The 16,180-nt window shown below is 67.3% G+C and carries 15 protein-coding genes; 13 read left to right on the forward strand and 2 right to left on the reverse strand.

From position 1 onward, the window contains the following. Positions 1 to 79: 79 nt before the first annotated feature. The 11 genes from sufB to MVA01S_RS12175 all read left to right on the forward strand — a co-directional run bounded on the left by sufB (position 80) and on the right by MVA01S_RS12175 (position 10,993). Positions 80 to 1,519, forward strand: a complete 1,440-nt coding sequence (gene sufB, locus MVA01S_RS12125; protein WP_003932026.1) for a Fe-S cluster assembly protein SufB — start codon at positions 80 to 82, stop codon at positions 1,517 to 1,519. Then, a complete protein-coding gene (gene sufD, locus MVA01S_RS12130) occupies positions 1,519 to 2,718 on the forward strand; it encodes a Fe-S cluster assembly protein SufD (protein ID WP_003932027.1) in 1,200 nt (399 codons plus the stop codon). Before sufB ends, sufD begins: the two co-directional genes overlap by 1 nt. Before the next feature lie 2 nt (positions 2,719 to 2,720). Beyond that, positions 2,721 to 3,491, forward strand: a complete 771-nt coding sequence (gene sufC / locus MVA01S_RS12135; protein ID WP_003932028.1) for a Fe-S cluster assembly ATPase SufC — start codon at positions 2,721 to 2,723, stop codon at positions 3,489 to 3,491. A 1-nt stretch (position 3,492) separates the two neighbouring features. Continuing rightward, entirely contained in the window at positions 3,493 to 4,785 is a 1,293-nt protein-coding gene (locus tag MVA01S_RS12140) for a cysteine desulfurase (RefSeq protein WP_003932029.1), read from the forward strand. 11 nt (positions 4,786 to 4,796) lie between these two features. Then, a complete protein-coding gene (sufU, locus tag MVA01S_RS12145) occupies positions 4,797 to 5,261 on the forward strand; it encodes a Fe-S cluster assembly sulfur transfer protein SufU (protein ID WP_003932030.1) in 465 nt (154 codons plus the stop codon). Then, entirely contained in the window at positions 5,258 to 5,635 is a 378-nt protein-coding gene (locus MVA01S_RS12150) for a metal-sulfur cluster assembly factor (protein WP_003932031.1), read from the forward strand. The genes sufU and MVA01S_RS12150 overlap by 4 nt, the downstream gene beginning before the upstream one ends. A gap of 442 nt (positions 5,636 to 6,077) precedes the next feature. Continuing rightward, the gene (locus MVA01S_RS31985; protein WP_003932032.1) at positions 6,078 to 7,703 is read left to right on the forward strand and encodes a family 16 glycosylhydrolase; all 1,626 of its coding nucleotides are present in this window, start codon (positions 6,078 to 6,080) and stop codon (positions 7,701 to 7,703) included. A gap of 54 nt (positions 7,704 to 7,757) precedes the next feature. Continuing rightward, entirely contained in the window at positions 7,758 to 8,120 is a 363-nt protein-coding gene (trxA, locus tag MVA01S_RS12160; protein WP_003932033.1) for a thioredoxin, read from the forward strand. 13 nt (positions 8,121 to 8,133) lie between these two features. After that, positions 8,134 to 8,964: an enoyl-CoA hydratase gene (locus tag MVA01S_RS12165; RefSeq protein WP_040542140.1), complete on the forward strand. Its 831-nt coding sequence runs from the start codon at positions 8,134 to 8,136 to the stop codon at positions 8,962 to 8,964. A 118-nt stretch (positions 8,965 to 9,082) separates the two neighbouring features. Beyond that, positions 9,083 to 10,711, forward strand: a complete 1,629-nt coding sequence (locus MVA01S_RS12170; protein ID WP_003932035.1) for an ABC-F family ATP-binding cassette domain-containing protein — start codon at positions 9,083 to 9,085, stop codon at positions 10,709 to 10,711. 87 nt (positions 10,712 to 10,798) lie between these two features. Continuing rightward, the gene (locus tag MVA01S_RS12175) at positions 10,799 to 10,993 is read left to right on the forward strand and encodes a helix-turn-helix domain-containing protein (RefSeq protein ID WP_003932036.1); all 195 of its coding nucleotides are present in this window, start codon (positions 10,799 to 10,801) and stop codon (positions 10,991 to 10,993) included. 10 nt (positions 10,994 to 11,003) lie between these two features. On the opposite strand, the gene MVA01S_RS12180 is transcribed toward MVA01S_RS12175, so the two are convergent. After that, a complete protein-coding gene (locus MVA01S_RS12180) occupies positions 11,004 to 11,567 on the reverse strand; it encodes a TetR/AcrR family transcriptional regulator (protein ID WP_003932037.1) in 564 nt (187 codons plus the stop codon). A 4-nt stretch (positions 11,568 to 11,571) separates the two neighbouring features. After that, positions 11,572 to 14,403: an aconitate hydratase gene (locus MVA01S_RS12185; RefSeq protein ID WP_003932038.1), complete on the reverse strand. Its 2,832-nt coding sequence runs from the start codon at positions 14,401 to 14,403 to the stop codon at positions 11,572 to 11,574. A 204-nt stretch (positions 14,404 to 14,607) separates the two neighbouring features. On the opposite strand from MVA01S_RS12185, the gene MVA01S_RS12190 reads away from it, so the two are divergent. Continuing rightward, positions 14,608 to 15,195 (forward strand): Rv1476 family membrane protein, encoded by a 588-nt coding sequence (locus MVA01S_RS12190; protein ID WP_003932039.1) that lies wholly within the window; start codon positions 14,608 to 14,610, stop codon positions 15,193 to 15,195. A 218-nt stretch (positions 15,196 to 15,413) separates the two neighbouring features. Then, positions 15,414 to 16,180 (forward strand): coiled-coil domain-containing protein (locus MVA01S_RS12195; protein ID WP_435405977.1); only part of this gene is annotated, 767 nt, incomplete at its 3' end.

Raw genomic sequence — 16,180 nt, forward strand, 5'->3', positions numbered from 1 at the left:
CCGCTGAACAACGGACAACACGAATCTTCGGCACACAGCCCGCGCCGAAGCCACTACAGAGCAAAAGGAGTGTGTCGCAATGACACTCACACCGGAGGTCAAGCCGGAGACGCTGACCCAGGAAGAGGCCATCGCCTCGCTGGGCAAGTACGGCTACGGCTGGGCCGACTCCGACGTCGCGGGCGCCAGCGCGCAGCGCGGGCTGTCCGAAGCGGTGGTCCGCGACATCTCGGCGAAGAAGAGCGAGCCCGAGTGGATGCTCGACGTCCGCCTCAAGGCGCTGCGCACCTTCGACAAGAAGCCGATGCCGAACTGGGGCTCCGATCTCGACGGCATCCATTTCGACAACATCAAATACTTCGTGCGCTCCAGTGAGAAGCAGGCCGCCACCTGGGACGACCTGCCCGAGGACATCAAGAACACCTACGACAAACTCGGCATCCCCGAGGCCGAGAAGCAGCGCCTGGTCTCCGGTGTCGCCGCCCAGTACGAGTCCGAGGTCGTCTACCACTCGATCCGTGAGGACCTCGAGGCCCAGGGCGTCATCTTCCTCGACACCGACACCGCGCTCAAAGAGCACCCGGAACTGTTCAAGCAGTACTTCGGCACCGTGATCCCGGCGGGCGACAACAAGTTCTCCGCGCTGAACACCGCGGTGTGGTCGGGCGGCTCGTTCATCTACGTCCCCAAGGGCGTACACGTGGACATCCCGCTGCAGGCCTACTTCCGGATCAACACCGAGAACATGGGTCAGTTCGAGCGGACGCTGATCATCGTCGACGAGGATGCCTACGTGCACTACGTCGAGGGGTGTACCGCGCCGATCTACAAGAGCGACTCGCTGCACAGCGCCGTCGTGGAGATCATCGTCAAGCCGGGCGGCCGCTGCCGCTACACGACCATCCAGAACTGGTCGAACAACGTGTTCAACCTGGTCACCAAGCGTGCGCGCGCCGAGGCCGGCGCGACCATGGAGTGGGTCGACGGCAACATCGGATCCAAGGTCACGATGAAGTACCCGGCCGTGTGGATGACCGGTGAGCACGCCAAGGGCGAGGTGCTCTCGGTGGCGTTCGCCGGCGAGGGCCAGCATCAGGACACCGGGGCGAAGATGCTGCACCTGGCGCCCAACACCTCGAGCAACATCGTGTCCAAGTCAGTCGCCCGCGGCGGCGGGCGTGCGTCCTACCGGGGCCTGGTCCAGATCAACAAGGGCGCGCACGGATCCCGCTCCAGCGTCAAATGCGATGCGCTGCTGGTCGATTCCATCAGCCGCTCCGACACCTACCCGTACGTCGACATCCGCGAGGACGACGTCACGATGGGGCACGAGGCCACGGTGTCCAAGGTCAGCGAGGATCAGATGTTCTATCTGATGAGCCGCGGTCTGACCGAGGACGAGGCCATGGCCATGGTGGTGCGCGGCTTCGTCGAGCCGATCGCCAAGGAGCTCCCGATGGAGTACGCGTTGGAGCTCAACCGGCTGATCGAGCTGCAGATGGAAGGGGCCGTGGGTTAGTGAGCAACGACCTGACCACCGCGGTCGAGGGTGCCAAGAAGACAGGCTCGGTACTCAACCTGAACAAGGGCGAGCTGTTCTCCTCGTTCGACGTCAACGCCTTCGAGGTGCCCGGCGGCCGTGACGAACTGTGGCGGTTCACCCCGCTCAAGCGGCTCCGCGGGCTGCACGACGGCTCAGCCGTCGCGACCGGCAAGGCGGGCATCACCGTCACCGAACGTCCCGGCGTCACGGTCGAGACCGTGACCCGCGGCGACGAGCGCCTCGGGCAGGCCGGGGTGCCGTCGGACCGGGTTGCCGCGCAGGCGTTCTCGGCGTTCGAGTCGGCGACCGTCGTGACCGTCGCGCGCGACACCGAGGTCGCCGAGCCGATCGAGATCGTCGTCACCGGACCCGGTGTGGACCAAGTCGCCTACGGGCACCTGCAGATCCGCGTCGAGGAACTGTCGCGTGCGATCGTCGTCGTCGACCTGCGCGGAAGCGGGGTCTACGCCGACAACGTCGAGATCATCGTGGGTGACTCGGCCGGCCTCGGGGTCATCTGGATCGCCGACTGGGCCGACGACACCGTCCATGTCAGCGCCCACCACGCCCGGCTCGGCAAGGACGCGGTGCTCGGGCACGTCAACGTCACCCTGGGCGGCGACGTGGTGCGGACCACGGCCACCGTGCGCTACGACGCGCCCGGCGGCGAGGCCAAGATGCTGGGCACCTACTTCGCCGACGACGGACAGCACTTCGAATCGCGCCTGCTGGTTGACCATTCGCAGCCCAACTGCAAATCCGACGTGCTGTACAAGGGTGCGCTGCAAGGCGATCCGGACTCGAAGAAGCCCGACGCGCACACGGTGTGGATCGGTGACGTGCTGATCCGCGCCGAGGCCACCGGCACCGACACCTTCGAGGTGAACCGCAACCTGGTGCTCACCGACGGTGCGCGTGCCGACTCGGTGCCGAACCTGGAGATTGAGACCGGCGAGATCGTCGGCGCCGGACACGCCAGTGCCACCGGCCGTTTCGACGACGAGCAGTTGTTCTACCTGCGGGCCCGGGGCATTCCCGAGGCCCAGGCCCGTCGCCTGGTGGTGCGCGGCTTCTTCAACGAGATCATCGCGAAGATCGCCGTCCCCGCCGTGCGCGAGCGCCTGACCGAAGCCATCGAACGAGAACTAGCAATCACGGAATCGAGAACCTCCTAACCATGACCACACTGGAAATCAAGGACCTGCACGCCTCGGTCTTCACGCCCGAGGGCGAGGAAGTCCCGATCCTCAAAGGCGTGAACCTGACCGTCAAGTCGGGCGAGACCCACGCCGTGATGGGCCCCAACGGATCCGGCAAGTCGACGCTGTCCTACGCGATCGCCGGCCATCCCAAGTACACCGTCACCTCGGGGTCGATCACCCTCGACGGCGCCGACGTGCTGGAGATGAGCATCGACGAGAGGGCGCGCGCAGGGCTGTTCCTGGCGATGCAGTATCCCGTCGAGGTGCCCGGTGTTTCGATGTCGAACTTCCTGCGCACCGCGGCGACGGCCGTGCGCGGCGAAGCGCCCAAGCTGCGGCACTGGGTCAAGGAAGTCAAGGCCGCGATGGGCGACCTGGACATCGACCCGTCGTTCGGCGAGCGCAGCGTCAACGAGGGTTTCTCCGGCGGCGAGAAGAAGCGGCACGAGATCCTGCAGCTCGGCCTGCTCAAGCCCAAGATCGCGATCCTCGACGAGACCGACTCCGGTCTGGATGTCGACGCGCTGCGCGTCGTCAGCGAAGGCGTGAACCGGTTCAAGGAAGCCGAGAACGCCGGTGTCCTGCTGATCACGCACTACACCCGTATCCTGCGCTACATCCAGCCGCAGTACGTGCACGTGTTCTACGAGGGCCGGATCATCGAGTCGGGCGGGCCCGAGCTGGCCGACCAGCTCGAAGAGAACGGTTACGAGCGTTTCACGCAGGCTGCCGCCGCAGGGGCCTGACGTGACGACGTCGGCACAGGCGCTCGACGCCGCCGAGGTGGCCAGGGTCAGGGCGGACTTCCCGATCCTGAGCCGGGTGATGCGCGGCGGGAACCGGTTGGCGTATCTCGATTCCGGGGCGACCTCGCAGAAACCGCTTGCCGTGCTCGACGCCGAGCGTGACTTCCTGCTCACCTCCAACGGTGCGGTCCACCGCGGCGCGCACCAGTTGATGGAGGAGTCCACCGACGCCTACGAGCAGGGCCGGGAGGACATCGCCGCGTTCGTGGGCGCCGACTCCGACGAGCTGGTGTTCACCAAGAACGCGACCGAAGCCATCAATCTGGTCGCGTACGCGCTGGGCGACAAGCGGTTCGAGCACGCGGTCGGGCCGGGCGACGTCATCGTCACCACCGAGTTGGAGCACCACGCCAATCTGGTGCCGTGGCAGGAGCTGGCGCAGCGTACCGGGGCGACGTTGAAATGGTTCGGTGTCACCGACGACGGCCGCATCGATCTCGACTCGCTCGAGCTCGACGCCAACGTCAAAGTCGTGGCGTTCAGCCATCATTCGAATGTGACCGGCGCGGTGGCCCCGGTGGCGGAGCTGGTTGCGCGGGCCCGTGCGGTCGGTGCGCTGGTGCTGCTGGACGCTTGCCAGTCGGTGCCCCACCAGCCGGTGGACTTCCACGCGCTGGGTGTCGACTTCGCGGCATTCTCCGGGCACAAGATGCTGGGACCCACCGGCATCGGTGTGCTCTACGGGCGGCGCGAACTGCTGGCCGCGATGCCGCCGTTCCTGACCGGCGGCTCGATGATCGAGACGGTCACGATGGAAGCCACCACCTATGCTCCCGCACCGCAGCGATTCGAGGCGGGCACCCCGATGACCTCCCAGGTGGTCGGGCTGGCCGCGGCCGCAAGGTATCTGGACGCGCTGGGCATGCCCGCCGTCGCCGAACACGAGCGGGAACTGGTGGCCGCGGCGCTGGCCGGCCTCGCCGAGATCGACGGTGTCCGCGTCATCGGCCCGACCACGATGGACGACCGCGGTTCGCCGGTGTCGTTCGTGGTCGACGGTGTGCACGCGCACGACGTCGGGCAGGTGCTCGACGACGACGGCGTCGCGGTGCGCGTCGGTCACCACTGCGCGTGGCCGCTGCATCGCCGGTTCGGCATCGCCGCCACCGCGCGCGCGTCCTTCGCGGTGTACAACACCGTCGAGGAGGTGGATCGGCTCGTGGCCGGCGTGCGCAGGGCCGTCGACTTCTTCGGTTCGGCGGGCAGGAGCGAAGCGACCCGGGGATCAGGGTGAGGGACTGACGGATGCGGCTGGAGCAGATCTACCAGGAAGTGATCCTGGATCACTACAAACATCCGCACCACCGCGGTCTGCGGGAGCCGTTCGACGCCGAGGTGCACCATGTGAACCCCACCTGTGGTGACGAGGTGACCCTGAGGGTGGCGCTGTCCGAGGACGACGAAACCGTCACCGACGTCTCCTACGACGGTCAGGGGTGTTCGATCAGCCAGGCGTCGACGTCGGTGCTCACCGACCAGGTGATCGGTCAGACGGTCGGGGATGCGCTCAAGACGGTGGCGGCGTTCTCAGAGATGGTGTCGTCGCGCGGCAAGGTGGACGGGGACGAGGACGTGATCGGTGACGGCATCGCGTTCGCCGGCGTCGCGAAGTACCCGGCGCGCGTGAAGTGCGCGTTGCTGGGCTGGACGGCTTTCAAAGCGGCAGTGGCGGAGGCCTACGGGCCCGAGAATTCCGAGGAGATTTCATGACTGACACGGCACACGAGGGCGCAGCGAGCCCGGAATCGGCAGAGCCGAACGACCAACTGATCGCCGAACTGGAGGAGGCGATGCGTGACGTCGTCGATCCGGAACTCGGCATCAACGTCGTCGACCTGGGCCTGGTCTACGGCATCAACCTGGAGAGCAGCGATGCCGGTCCGGTCGCATTGATCGACATGACCCTGACGTCGGCGGCGTGCCCGCTGACCGACGTCATCGAGGACCAGTCCCGCACGGCGCTGGTCGGCGCCGGCCTGGTCGACGAGATCAAGATCAACTGGGTGTGGAATCCGCCGTGGGGCCCGGACAAGATCACCGATGACGGCCGCGAACAACTGCGGGCTCTCGGCTTCACCGTCTGAGTTTTCTCGGTCTCCGTAACGCCTGCCCGGCTTGCCCTTTCCGCGTAGGCAAATTTGGTCGTGCGTCCCGCTGGCGCCCGCGCGCGCGGGAAATGCCTCTCCGTGGGTGACGTGCTGCTCGCCCAGCTCCGGATCTCGCATGCCCTGGCAAATTCTCCTCTGTGCGCCGAAACGGCTGTGTCGGTGACGTGACGGCTGCGCTGCCGCTGTCCCGGGCCGCTCGGCAATCCCTGCCCGATGCGATTTCGGTCGAAAACACGCGCGCCCGTTGATGGTTCGCTAACGTTTGCTCCGCACACCGCGATAGCTGTGAGGGGGCTGTTGAGACTGTGTCTTGATAGTCCTCGGCTAAGCAATTGCATTAGCTCATCACTGTGCGCGGAGCGCTGGCTCGACCATCTTCACTGTGCTTGCTGTTTCCCGCCACGAGAACGGATCCGCAATGGGCAACGGTCGCCGCACTCGGGCGCGCACACGCGTCCGCAAACACTGGCTGGCCGGCGGGGTGATGGCCGCCGGACTCGGCGCCGCGATGATCACCGGCGCCGCCACCGCATCGGCGGGCGCAGACGCGGACACGTCGCCGAGCACCTCGGCGTCGGCGGCAGCCGGAGGCGCCCCAAGCAGCGGCGCCGCCACCGACACCAGGGACACCGAGGACACCCGAGACACCGCGGACGAGACCCCGGGCGACGCCGGAGACCCGGACGCCGACGACGCCGACGACACCGAGGACGCCGACGACGCCGACGGCGCCGGCGACACCGAGGACGGCGACGCCGACGACGCCGAGGATGGCGACGACGAGGCGTCGGCCGACCCTGTCGAGGAAGTACCCGCCGACCCTGCCGACGAAGTACCCGCCGACCCTGCCGACGAAGTACCCGCCGAATCTGCCGAGGAAGCGCCCGCCGGGCCCGCCGACCAGGATGCGCACGACGGCACCGAAACCGAAGCGCCGGGAGCAGAGGCCACCGACGACGTCCGCCGGGACCGCAACGGTGGCTCGGCCCGGGTGACACCCGAGCCCGCGGAGTCCGCCGGACCCGTCGTCGAAACCGTCGCACTGCGCACCGCTGCTGTCGAGGTCGATCCGGTGCTCGTCGCCGCGGCCACCAGCACCGAGGTGACGTGGGGGTCGATGATCGTCGACTGGTTGTACTCCATCGGCATCCGTAGCAAGAAGATGGGCACCGACTGGCTCGCCATCCCGGTGTCGAAAGCCGCGCAGGCGCGGTGGCTGGTCCGGCGGTCACTGATCTACCGCAACGTGGTGATCCCGCAGCCGAATCCACCGTCGAACCCGAAGCCGTTGTGGGAGACCAACTTCTCCAGCATGGAGGAGGCACTCCGCTACTGGGGTCTGCAGACCGGGCGGTGGGGACAGTCGGCGGGGGAGAACCAGTACTACACCGACGGCGACAACGTCTACATCGACGCGGACGGGAACCTGGTCATCGAGGCGCGCAGAGAGGCCACCCCGGACGGGCTCGGCGCACCGCACAACTACACCTCGGCGCGCGTGGTGACGATGGGTAAGCAGTCCATCGGGGTGGGAACCCGTGTGGTGGCGCGCATCCAGATGCCCGTCACCAAAGGGGTGCTGCCGGCGTTCTGGTCGGTCGGACTCGAACCCGGCCACGAATACGACTGGCCGCGCCAGGGCGAGATCGACATCGTCGAGATCCCCGGCATGGGCACCCCGGATTCACGTTCCACCTGGACCGGCAACATCCACGGACCGGCCGCGGGCAACAACGGGGTCGACGTCAAGCTGCACGGGGTGGACGCCGACCTCGGCGTCGACCTGTCGCAGGGCTTTCACGACTACGGCATGGATTGGCACGCGGACCGCATCATCTGGCATGTCGACGGTGTCGAGGTAGGCCGGATCACCAAGGTGCAGTACGAGGCGCTCGGCGGGGACTGGACGCCGTTCTCCGGCGCCTGGGATCACTATCTGATCCTCAACGTCGCCGTCGGCAACCCGTGGACCGGGGATCCGAGCCCGACCGCGCCGTTCCAGGCGCAGATGAAGGTGGACTGGGTGAAAGCCTACTCTCTGTAGCAGGCACCACTCCGTTGCAGGAACACACCATTCGACAGGAACGTTGAGGTAACCGTGGCTACTCAAGACATCACCGCAGAAGAGTTCAACGACACCATCAACGACAACGAGATCGTCCTGGTGGATTTCTGGGCGTCGTGGTGCGGACCGTGCAAGGCGTTCGCCCCCACGTTCGCGTCGTCGTCGGAGAAGCATCCCGACGTCGTCTACGCGAAGGTGGACACCGAGGCCGAACAGCAGCTCGCCGCAGCGGCCGACATCCGTTCGATCCCGACGCTGATGGCGTTCAAGAAGGGCAAGCTGGTGTTCAACCAGGCGGGCGCGCTGCCGCCGGCCGCGCTGGAGGACCTGGTCCAGAAGATCAAGGAATTCGACATCGACGCCGCCGTCGCCGCGCAGGACAGCGCTCAGGACTGACCCTCGCGTTAGTGTGCTTGCCGTGACCGGTGGTGACGGCTTCGTGCAGGTGGAACATCCGCGACCCGGCGTCGCCCTGGTGACGCTGAACCGTCCGGAGCGGATGAACTCGATGGCGTTCGACGTGATGGTCCCGCTCAGGACCGCACTGGATCAGATCACCCACGACAACGACGTCCGCGTCGTGGTGCTGACCGGGGCGGGCGCCGGATTCTCCTCCGGCGCGGACCACAAGTCGGCGGGTTCGGTGCCCCACGTGGACGGTCTGACCCGGCCCTCGTTCGGCCTCAGGTCGATGGAGGTGCTCGACGACGTCATCCTGGCGCTGCGCAAGCTGCACCAGCCGGTGATCGCGGCGGTCAACGGCGCCGCGATCGGCGGCGGGCTGTGCCTGGCGCTGGCTGCCGACATCCGGGTGGCCGCCAACGATGCGTACTTCCGGGCTGCGGGCATCAACAACGGGTTGACGGCCAGCGAACTGGGGCTGAGCTATCTGCTGCCGCGTGCCATCGGCTCGTCGCGGGCGTTCGAGATCATGCTCACCGGTCGCGACGTCGACGCCGAGGAGGCCGAGCGCATCGGTCTGGTGTCCAAGCGGGTTCCGCGGGCCGAACTGCTGTCGACCTGTTACGAGATGGCCGAGCGCATCGCCGGCTACTCGCGACCGGGGGTCGAGCTGACCAAGCGCACGTTGTGGGGCGGGCTGGACGCCGGGTCGCTGGAGGCTCACATGCAGGCCGAAGGCCTCGGCCAGCTCTACATCCGGCTGCTGACGAGCAATTTCGAGGAGGCGGTGGCGGCCCGCAAGGAGAAGCGTCCGCCGCGCTTCACCGACGACCGGTAGCGTCGCCGCATTAACGATTGGCCTCAGGCCAGCCGGAGCCATTAGCCTTCCATAAGTCATCCACGGCATGGGCTGGGGTTCAGCCCCGTCATGCCTATCAGTTTTCAGGAGCATCAGCGTGATCACCGCCACGGACCTCGAGGTCCGCGCAGGAGCGCGCACGCTTCTCTCCATCGAAGGTTCGGCGCTGCGGGTGCAGCCCGGCGACCGCATCGGCCTGGTCGGCCGCAACGGCGCGGGCAAGACGACGACGATGCGCATCCTCGCGGGGGAGGGCGAACCGTACGCCGGGTCGGTGACCCGCACGGGTGAGGTCGGCTACCTGCCGCAGGACCCCAAAGAGGGCGACCTCGACATGCTGGCCCGCGACCGGGTGCTGTCGGCGCGCGGCCTGGACACCCTTCTCTCGGACCTGGAGAAGCAGCAGGCGTTGATGGCCGAGGTCGCCGACGACGCCGCCCGCGACAAGGCGGTCCGCCGCTACGGCCAGTTGGAAGAGCGGTTCGCCGCGCTCGGCGGGTATGCCGCCGAAAGCGAAGCGGGCCGCATCTGCGCGAGCCTCGGCCTGCCCGACCGGGTCCTCACCCAGCCGCTGCGCACGCTGTCCGGTGGTCAGCGCCGTCGCGTCGAGCTGGCCCGGATCCTGTTCGCGGCGTCGGACACCGGTTCAGGGTCGGACACCACACTCCTGCTCGACGAGCCGACCAACCACCTCGACGCTGACTCGATCAGCTGGCTGCGCAGCTTCCTGCAGAACCACAGCGGCGGGCTCGTCGTGATCAGCCACGACGTCGACCTGCTCGCCGATGTCGTGAACCGGGTGTGGTTCCTCGACGCGGTCCGCGGTGAGGCCGACGTCTACAACATGGGCTGGCAGAAATACCTTGACGCCCGTGCCACCGACGAGCAGCGGCGTCGCCGCGAGCGCGCCAACGCCGAGAAGAAGGCGGGCGCGCTGCGGGCGCAGGCCGCCAAGATGGGTGCCAAGGCCACCAAAGCCGTTGCGGCCCAGAACATGCTGCGCCGAGCCGAGCGGATGATCGCCGAGCTGGACGCCGAGCGGGTGGCCGACAAGGTGGCCCGGATCAAGTTCCCGACCCCCGCACCGTGCGGCAAGACCCCGCTGGTCGCCAAGGGTCTGACCAAGACGTACGGCTCGCTGGAGATCTTCAGCGGGCTGGACCTGGCCATCGACCGCGGTTCCCGCGTCGTCGTGCTCGGGCTCAACGGTGCGGGTAAGACCACGCTGCTGCGGCTGCTGGCCGGGGTGGAGACTGCCGACGCCGGCGGGCTCGAACCCGGGCACGGACTCAAGATCGGGTACTTCGCTCAGGAGCACGACACGCTCGACAACCTGGCCACGGTGTGGGAGAACATCCGCTCGGCCGCCCCCGACACCGGGGAGCAGGATCTGCGGGGCCTTCTGGGCGCGTTCATGTTCACCGGTCCGCAGCTCGACCAGCCCGCGGGCACGCTGTCGGGCGGCGAGAAGACCCGCCTCGCGCTTGCCGGCCTCGTCGCGTCGACGGCGAACGTGCTGCTGCTCGACGAGCCGACGAACAACCTGGACCCCGCGTCGCGCGAACAGGTGCTCGACGCGCTGCGCAGCTACCAGGGCTCGGTGGTGCTGGTAACCCACGATCCCGGCGCCGCCGAAGCGCTCAACCCGCAGCGGGTGCTGTTGCTGCCCGACGGCACCGAGGACTTCTGGTCCGACGACTACCGCGACTTGATCGAACTGGCCTGAGAATTCACGTTTACCCCTGTGTCAAGGGTCACCCCGTTGGGTATGCGGTCGCTACATCCGTGCACTGCATGCGGGGAAGGCGCGAACGTGAAGAAAAACGGCAAGTCGAGAGATCAGCTGATGAATGAGTTGCGCAGCGAGTACGAACGCGGCGCCAGTATCCGGACGCTGGTGGCCTCCACCGGCCATTCCTACGGCTCCATCCACAGCATGCTGCGCGAATCCGGGGCGACGATGCGCAGCCGCGGCGGCCCGAACCACCGCGGCCGGCGCGCCGGCTGAGCCGGCCCGACTACCGTTGGCGGACCGAGTCCTCCACCAGATCCAGTACGGCACTGAGTCTTTCGGGGTCATCGCCCGATGCCAGCCGTGCCACCAGGCCGTCGAGCACCAGCTCCAGATAGGTACGGAGCACCTCGCCGGGCACGTCGTCGCGAAGCCGGCCCGCCTGCTTCTGGCGGCGTAGCCGCTCGGCGGTGGCCGCCGACAGTTCGGCGGACCGCTCCGACCAGCCCCGGCTGAACGCGGGGTCGTTGCGCAGTTTGCGGGCGATCTCCAGTCTGGTGGCCAGCCAGTCGAATTGGTCCGGCGCGGCCAGCATGTCGCGCATCACCTGGATCAAGCCCTCGCGCGCCGCGACATCAGCCATCCGCTCCGCGTCCTCACGCGCCAGTTCGAAGAACAGCGTGTCCTTGTCGCGGAAGTGGTGGAATATCGCGCCGCGCGAGAGCCCGATCGTCTGCTCCAGTCGCCGGACGGTGGCCCGGTCGTAGCCGTACTCGGCGAAGCAGCGCCGGGCGCCGTCGAGGATCTGACGGCGCCGCGCCGCCAGATGGTCGTCGGTCACCCGAGGCATGCGGTCAGGACTTCAGCATGTTCCGCAGCACGTACTGCAGGATGCCGCCGTTGCGGTAGTAGTCCGCCTCTCCGGGGGTGTCGATGCGGACCACCGCGTCGAATTCGACCTTCGAGCCGTCCTCTTTGGTCGCGGTGACCTTGACCGTCTTCGGCGTCTTGCCCTCGTTGAGCGCTTCGATGCCGGTGATGTCGTAGGTCTCGGTGCCGTCGAGCTTGAGCGAGGCCGCGGACTCACCCTGCGGGAACTGCAGCGGGATGACACCCATGCCGATCAGGTTGGAGCGGTGGATGCGCTCGAACGACTCGGTGATCACCGCACGCACGCCGAGCAGTGTGGTGCCCTTGGCCGCCCAGTCGCGCGAGGATCCCGACCCGTACTCCTTGCCGCCGAGCACGACCAGTGGGATGCCCTCCTTGGCGTAGTTCTGCGCTGCGTCGTAGATGAACGCCTGCGGGCCGCCATCCTGGGTGAAGTCCCGGGTGTATCCGCCCGAGACGTCGTCGAGCAGCTGGTTGCGCAGCCGGATGTTGGCGAACGTGCCGCGGATCATCACCTCGTGGTTGCCGCGGCGCGACCCCAGCGAGTTGAAGTCTTTGGGCTCGACGCCGTGCTCTTCGAGGTACTGGGCCGCGGGGGTGCCCTTCTTGATGCTGCCGGCCGGCGAGATGTGGTCGGTGGTGACCGAATCGCCCAGCAGGGCAAGCACTCTGGCGCCCTTGATGTCGGCCACCGGTTCCGGGTCGGCGGGCATGCCCTCGAAGTAAGGGGCCTTGCGGACGTAGGTGGAGTTCTCGTCCCACTCGAAGGTGTTGCCCTCCGGGGTGGGCAGCGACCGCCACCGCTCGTCGCCCTTGAACACGTCGGCGTAGGAGTCGGTGAACATGTCGCGGTTGATCGACGAGGTGATGGTCTCCTGGATTTCGGCGGCAGACGGCCAAATGTCCTTGAGGAACACGTCGTTGCCGTCGCTGTCCTGGCCGAGCGGGTCGGTCTCGAAGTCGAAGTCCATGGTGCCGGCGAGGCCGTAGGCGATGACCAGCGGCGGGGACGCCAGGTAGTTCATCTTGACGTCGGGGGAGATACGACCCTCGAAGTTGCGGTTGCCCGAGAGCACCGCGGCCACCGACAGATCGTTGTCGTTGATCGCCTCCGAGATCTCGTCGGGCAGCGGGCCGGTGTTGCCGATGCAGGTGGTGCATCCGTAACCGCCGAGGTAGTAGCCGAGCTTCTCCAGGTACGGCCACAGACCGGCCTTGTTGTAGTAGTCGGTCACGACCTGCGAGCCGGGCGCCATGTTGGTCTTGACCCACGGCTTGGTGGTCAGGCCTTTCTCTACGGCCTTCTTGGCCAGCAGCGCGGCACCGAGCATCACCGACGGGTTGGAGGTGTTGGTGCACGAGGTGATGCCGGCGACCACGACGGCCCCGTGGTCGAGCACGAACTCGCCGCGCTCCTCGGAGCGCACCGTCACAGGCTTGGACGGGCGGCCGGCGGAGCCGTTGGCCGCGGACGGACGGGCGTCGACAGCGCCGTCGTCGGCGAAGGACAGCGCGGCGGAGTCGCTGGCCGGGAAGGATTCCTCGACCGCCTCGTCGAGCTGGGTGTGCTCGGTCGGGTAGTTCTCCTCGACGTAGTTGTGGATGTCCTTGCGGAATGCGTTCTTGGCGTCGGTGAGCTCGATGCGGTCCTGCGGGCGCTTGGGGCCGGCGATCGAGGGCACCACGGTGGACAGGTCCAGCTCCATGTACTCGGAGAACACCGGCTCCTTGGCCGGGTCGTGCCACATGCCCTGTGCCTTGGCGTAGGCCTCGACCAGCGCGAGCTGCTCGTCGGTGCGCCCGGTCAGCCGAAGGTAGTTGATGGTCTCCTCGTCGATGGGGAACATCGCTGCGGTGGAACCGAATTCGGGGCTCATGTTGCCCAGCGTGGCGCGGTTGGCCAGCGGCACCTCGGCCACGCCCTCGCCGTAGAACTCGACGAACTTGCCGACGACGCCGTGCTTGCGCAGCATGTCGGTGACGGTCAGTACGACGTCGGTGGCGGTGACGCCGGGCTTGATCTCACCGGTGAGTTTGAAGCCGACGACGCGGGGGATGAGCATCGAGACGGGCTGGCCCAGCATCGCCGCCTCAGCCTCGATGCCGCCGACGCCCCAGCCCAGCACGCCGAGGCCGTTCTCCATCGTGGTGTGCGAGTCGGTGCCCACACAGGTGTCCGGGTACGCGACAACATTTCCTTGCGCGTCGGCGCGCGTCATGACGACGCGGGCCAGGTACTCGATGTTGACCTGGTGCACGATGCCGGTGCCGGGCGGGACGACCTTGAAGTCGTCGAATGCGCCCTGGCCCCAGCGCAGGAACTGGTAGCGCTCGCCGTTGCGTTGGTATTCGAGTTCGACGTTGCGCTCGAACGCGTCGGCCCGGCCGAACACGTCCAGGATCACCGAGTGGTCGATGACCATCTCGGCCGGTGACAGCGGGTTGACCTTCTCGGGGTCGCCACCGAGGGCTTCGACGGCCTCGCGCATGGTGGCCAGGTCCACGATGCAGGGCACGCCGGTGAAGTCCTGCATCAGCACGCGTGCGGGGGTGAACTGGATCTCGATGCTGGGCTCGGCCTCGGGATCCCAGTTCGCGATCGCCTCGATGTGGTCCTTGGTGATGTTGGCGCCGTCTTCGGTGCGCAGGAGGTTCTCCGCGAGCACCTTGAGGCTGTAGGGAAGTTTGTCGGTCCCGGGGACCGCGTCCAGCCGGTAGATCTCGTAGCTGTTGTCTCCGACCTTCAGCGTGTCCTTCGCCCCGAATGAGTTCAGGGATGAATTCTTGCTGCTCACATCAACTCCCGGATTGTGACCATCGCCGCGACGGGCTGTGTCGGCGGCGTTCGTAACCTTAACAGTACGCTTGTCCTGTAAGTAATCCCAGGCCGGTGCCGGGTCGCGTCACCGGGTCGGCGTGCTGCCACCTAGGCCGGGTACCCACAATGTCGCGTCCGTGTCGTGCGTGCCGGGTGTACGCCGTCGGCTACCGTGCTGCCTGTGACCGGACCGCTTTTCGTCCCGTTCCTGCCGACCTACATCCCGCCGGAGCTTTGCCTGACCGTGGGCATCGACCCGGCGGCACCGGGCGCGCCCGATGTGTGCATGGATGTGGTGCGCGACGACGTCGCCGCAACCGGTGTCAGCGCCCGCGGTCTGGACCCCGAGGCGGTGGCGCAATTGGAGCAGGTCGTCACCGACGCCGAGAGTCAGGGCATCGACCTCAAGATCGTGGTGGTCGATGCCAACCCGCCGATCCACGCCCCGCTGCGCGACATCGCCACCGAGATCGGCGCCGACAACCCGGGCGCGACGGTGCTCGCGCTGAGCCCGAGCTTCGCCGGCACCTACAGTCCCGAGTACGACCGGGTGACCCTGGAGGCCGGCGAGGACCTGGCCAAGACGGGGGATCCGGTGCTGTCGTCCAAGAATTTCGTGGGCGAGTTGACGGCCGAGCACTTTCCGTGGACGCCATTCACCATTGTGGTCGTTTTAGCGGTCGCTCTCGCGGTGGTGGGCACCCGCCTGCTGCAGAAATGGGGCAAACGCCAAGCCTCCGCCGATAGCGCTCCCACCAGTTCGGACTGATGTCCGCAGCTACGCCTGCAAATTCAAAGATCACCATTTGATAACACCGATTGCAATTACATTGTTGTAATTTGTGGCTAAAGTTTCTTTGGCGTCAGATGTGACGTACGGTGCAATCGGTGCCTGTTGTTGCGGTTGTTCCTTATGTGACTTCTGAGCTTTGGGCGCCCGGCCCTGTGCCGACACCTATGCGTGGAGCCTGAGGAGATTCGAGTCGAATGAGACGCACCCCCGGCAGCGCCTCCGCTTCGCGGCTGTGCGCGGCGTCGCTGGCCATGGGCATGGTCATCACGCTGCCCAACCTGGCGCCCAACCTGGCCCTGGCGCAGCCCGCCCAGCAGAGCGGCCTGGCCGCGCTGGTGACCGACGTCGCCAACGTCAATCAGAAGCTGCAGGACCTCGGTGCGCAGATTCAGATGCAGCAGGAGAGCGTCAACAAGGCGATCCTCGACGTGCAGACCGCCCGGGAGAAGGCGGAGGCCGCCAAGCTCGAGGTCGACGCCAGCGCGCAGCGCGTCAAGGACGCCAACACCGCGATCTCCGCCGCGCAGGATCGCTTCAACACCTTCGCCGCGTCGATGTACGTCAGCGGACCGTCGAGTTCCTACCTGAGCGCCTCCGACCCGTCGGACATCCTCCGCACCGCGGCGACCGGGCAGGCGCTGTCGATGAGTTCGCAGAAGGTGATGGCCGATCTGCAGCGGGCACGCACGGAGCAGGTCAACCGGGAGTCCGCCGCGCGGCTGGCCCAACAGCAGGCCGACGACGCGGTCAAGGCCGCGGAGGGCAGCCAGCAGGACGCGGTGGCCGCGCTGACCAGCGCTCAGGAGACCTTCAAGGCCCAGCAGGTCGAGCTCGACCGGCTCACCGCCGAGCGTGCGCAGGCCCAGGCCAAGCTGCAGGAGGCCAGGACGCTGGCCGCGCCGTCGGGCAGTGGACCTGCTGCCGCGCCCGCGGGGGCGGCCAAGCCCGCGCCGGGATCGTC

Source organism: Mycolicibacterium vaccae NBRC 14118 = CIP 105934 (assembly GCF_001552715.1).
Classification (GTDB): Bacteria; Actinomycetota; Actinomycetes; order Mycobacteriales; family Mycobacteriaceae; genus Mycobacterium; species Mycobacterium vaccae.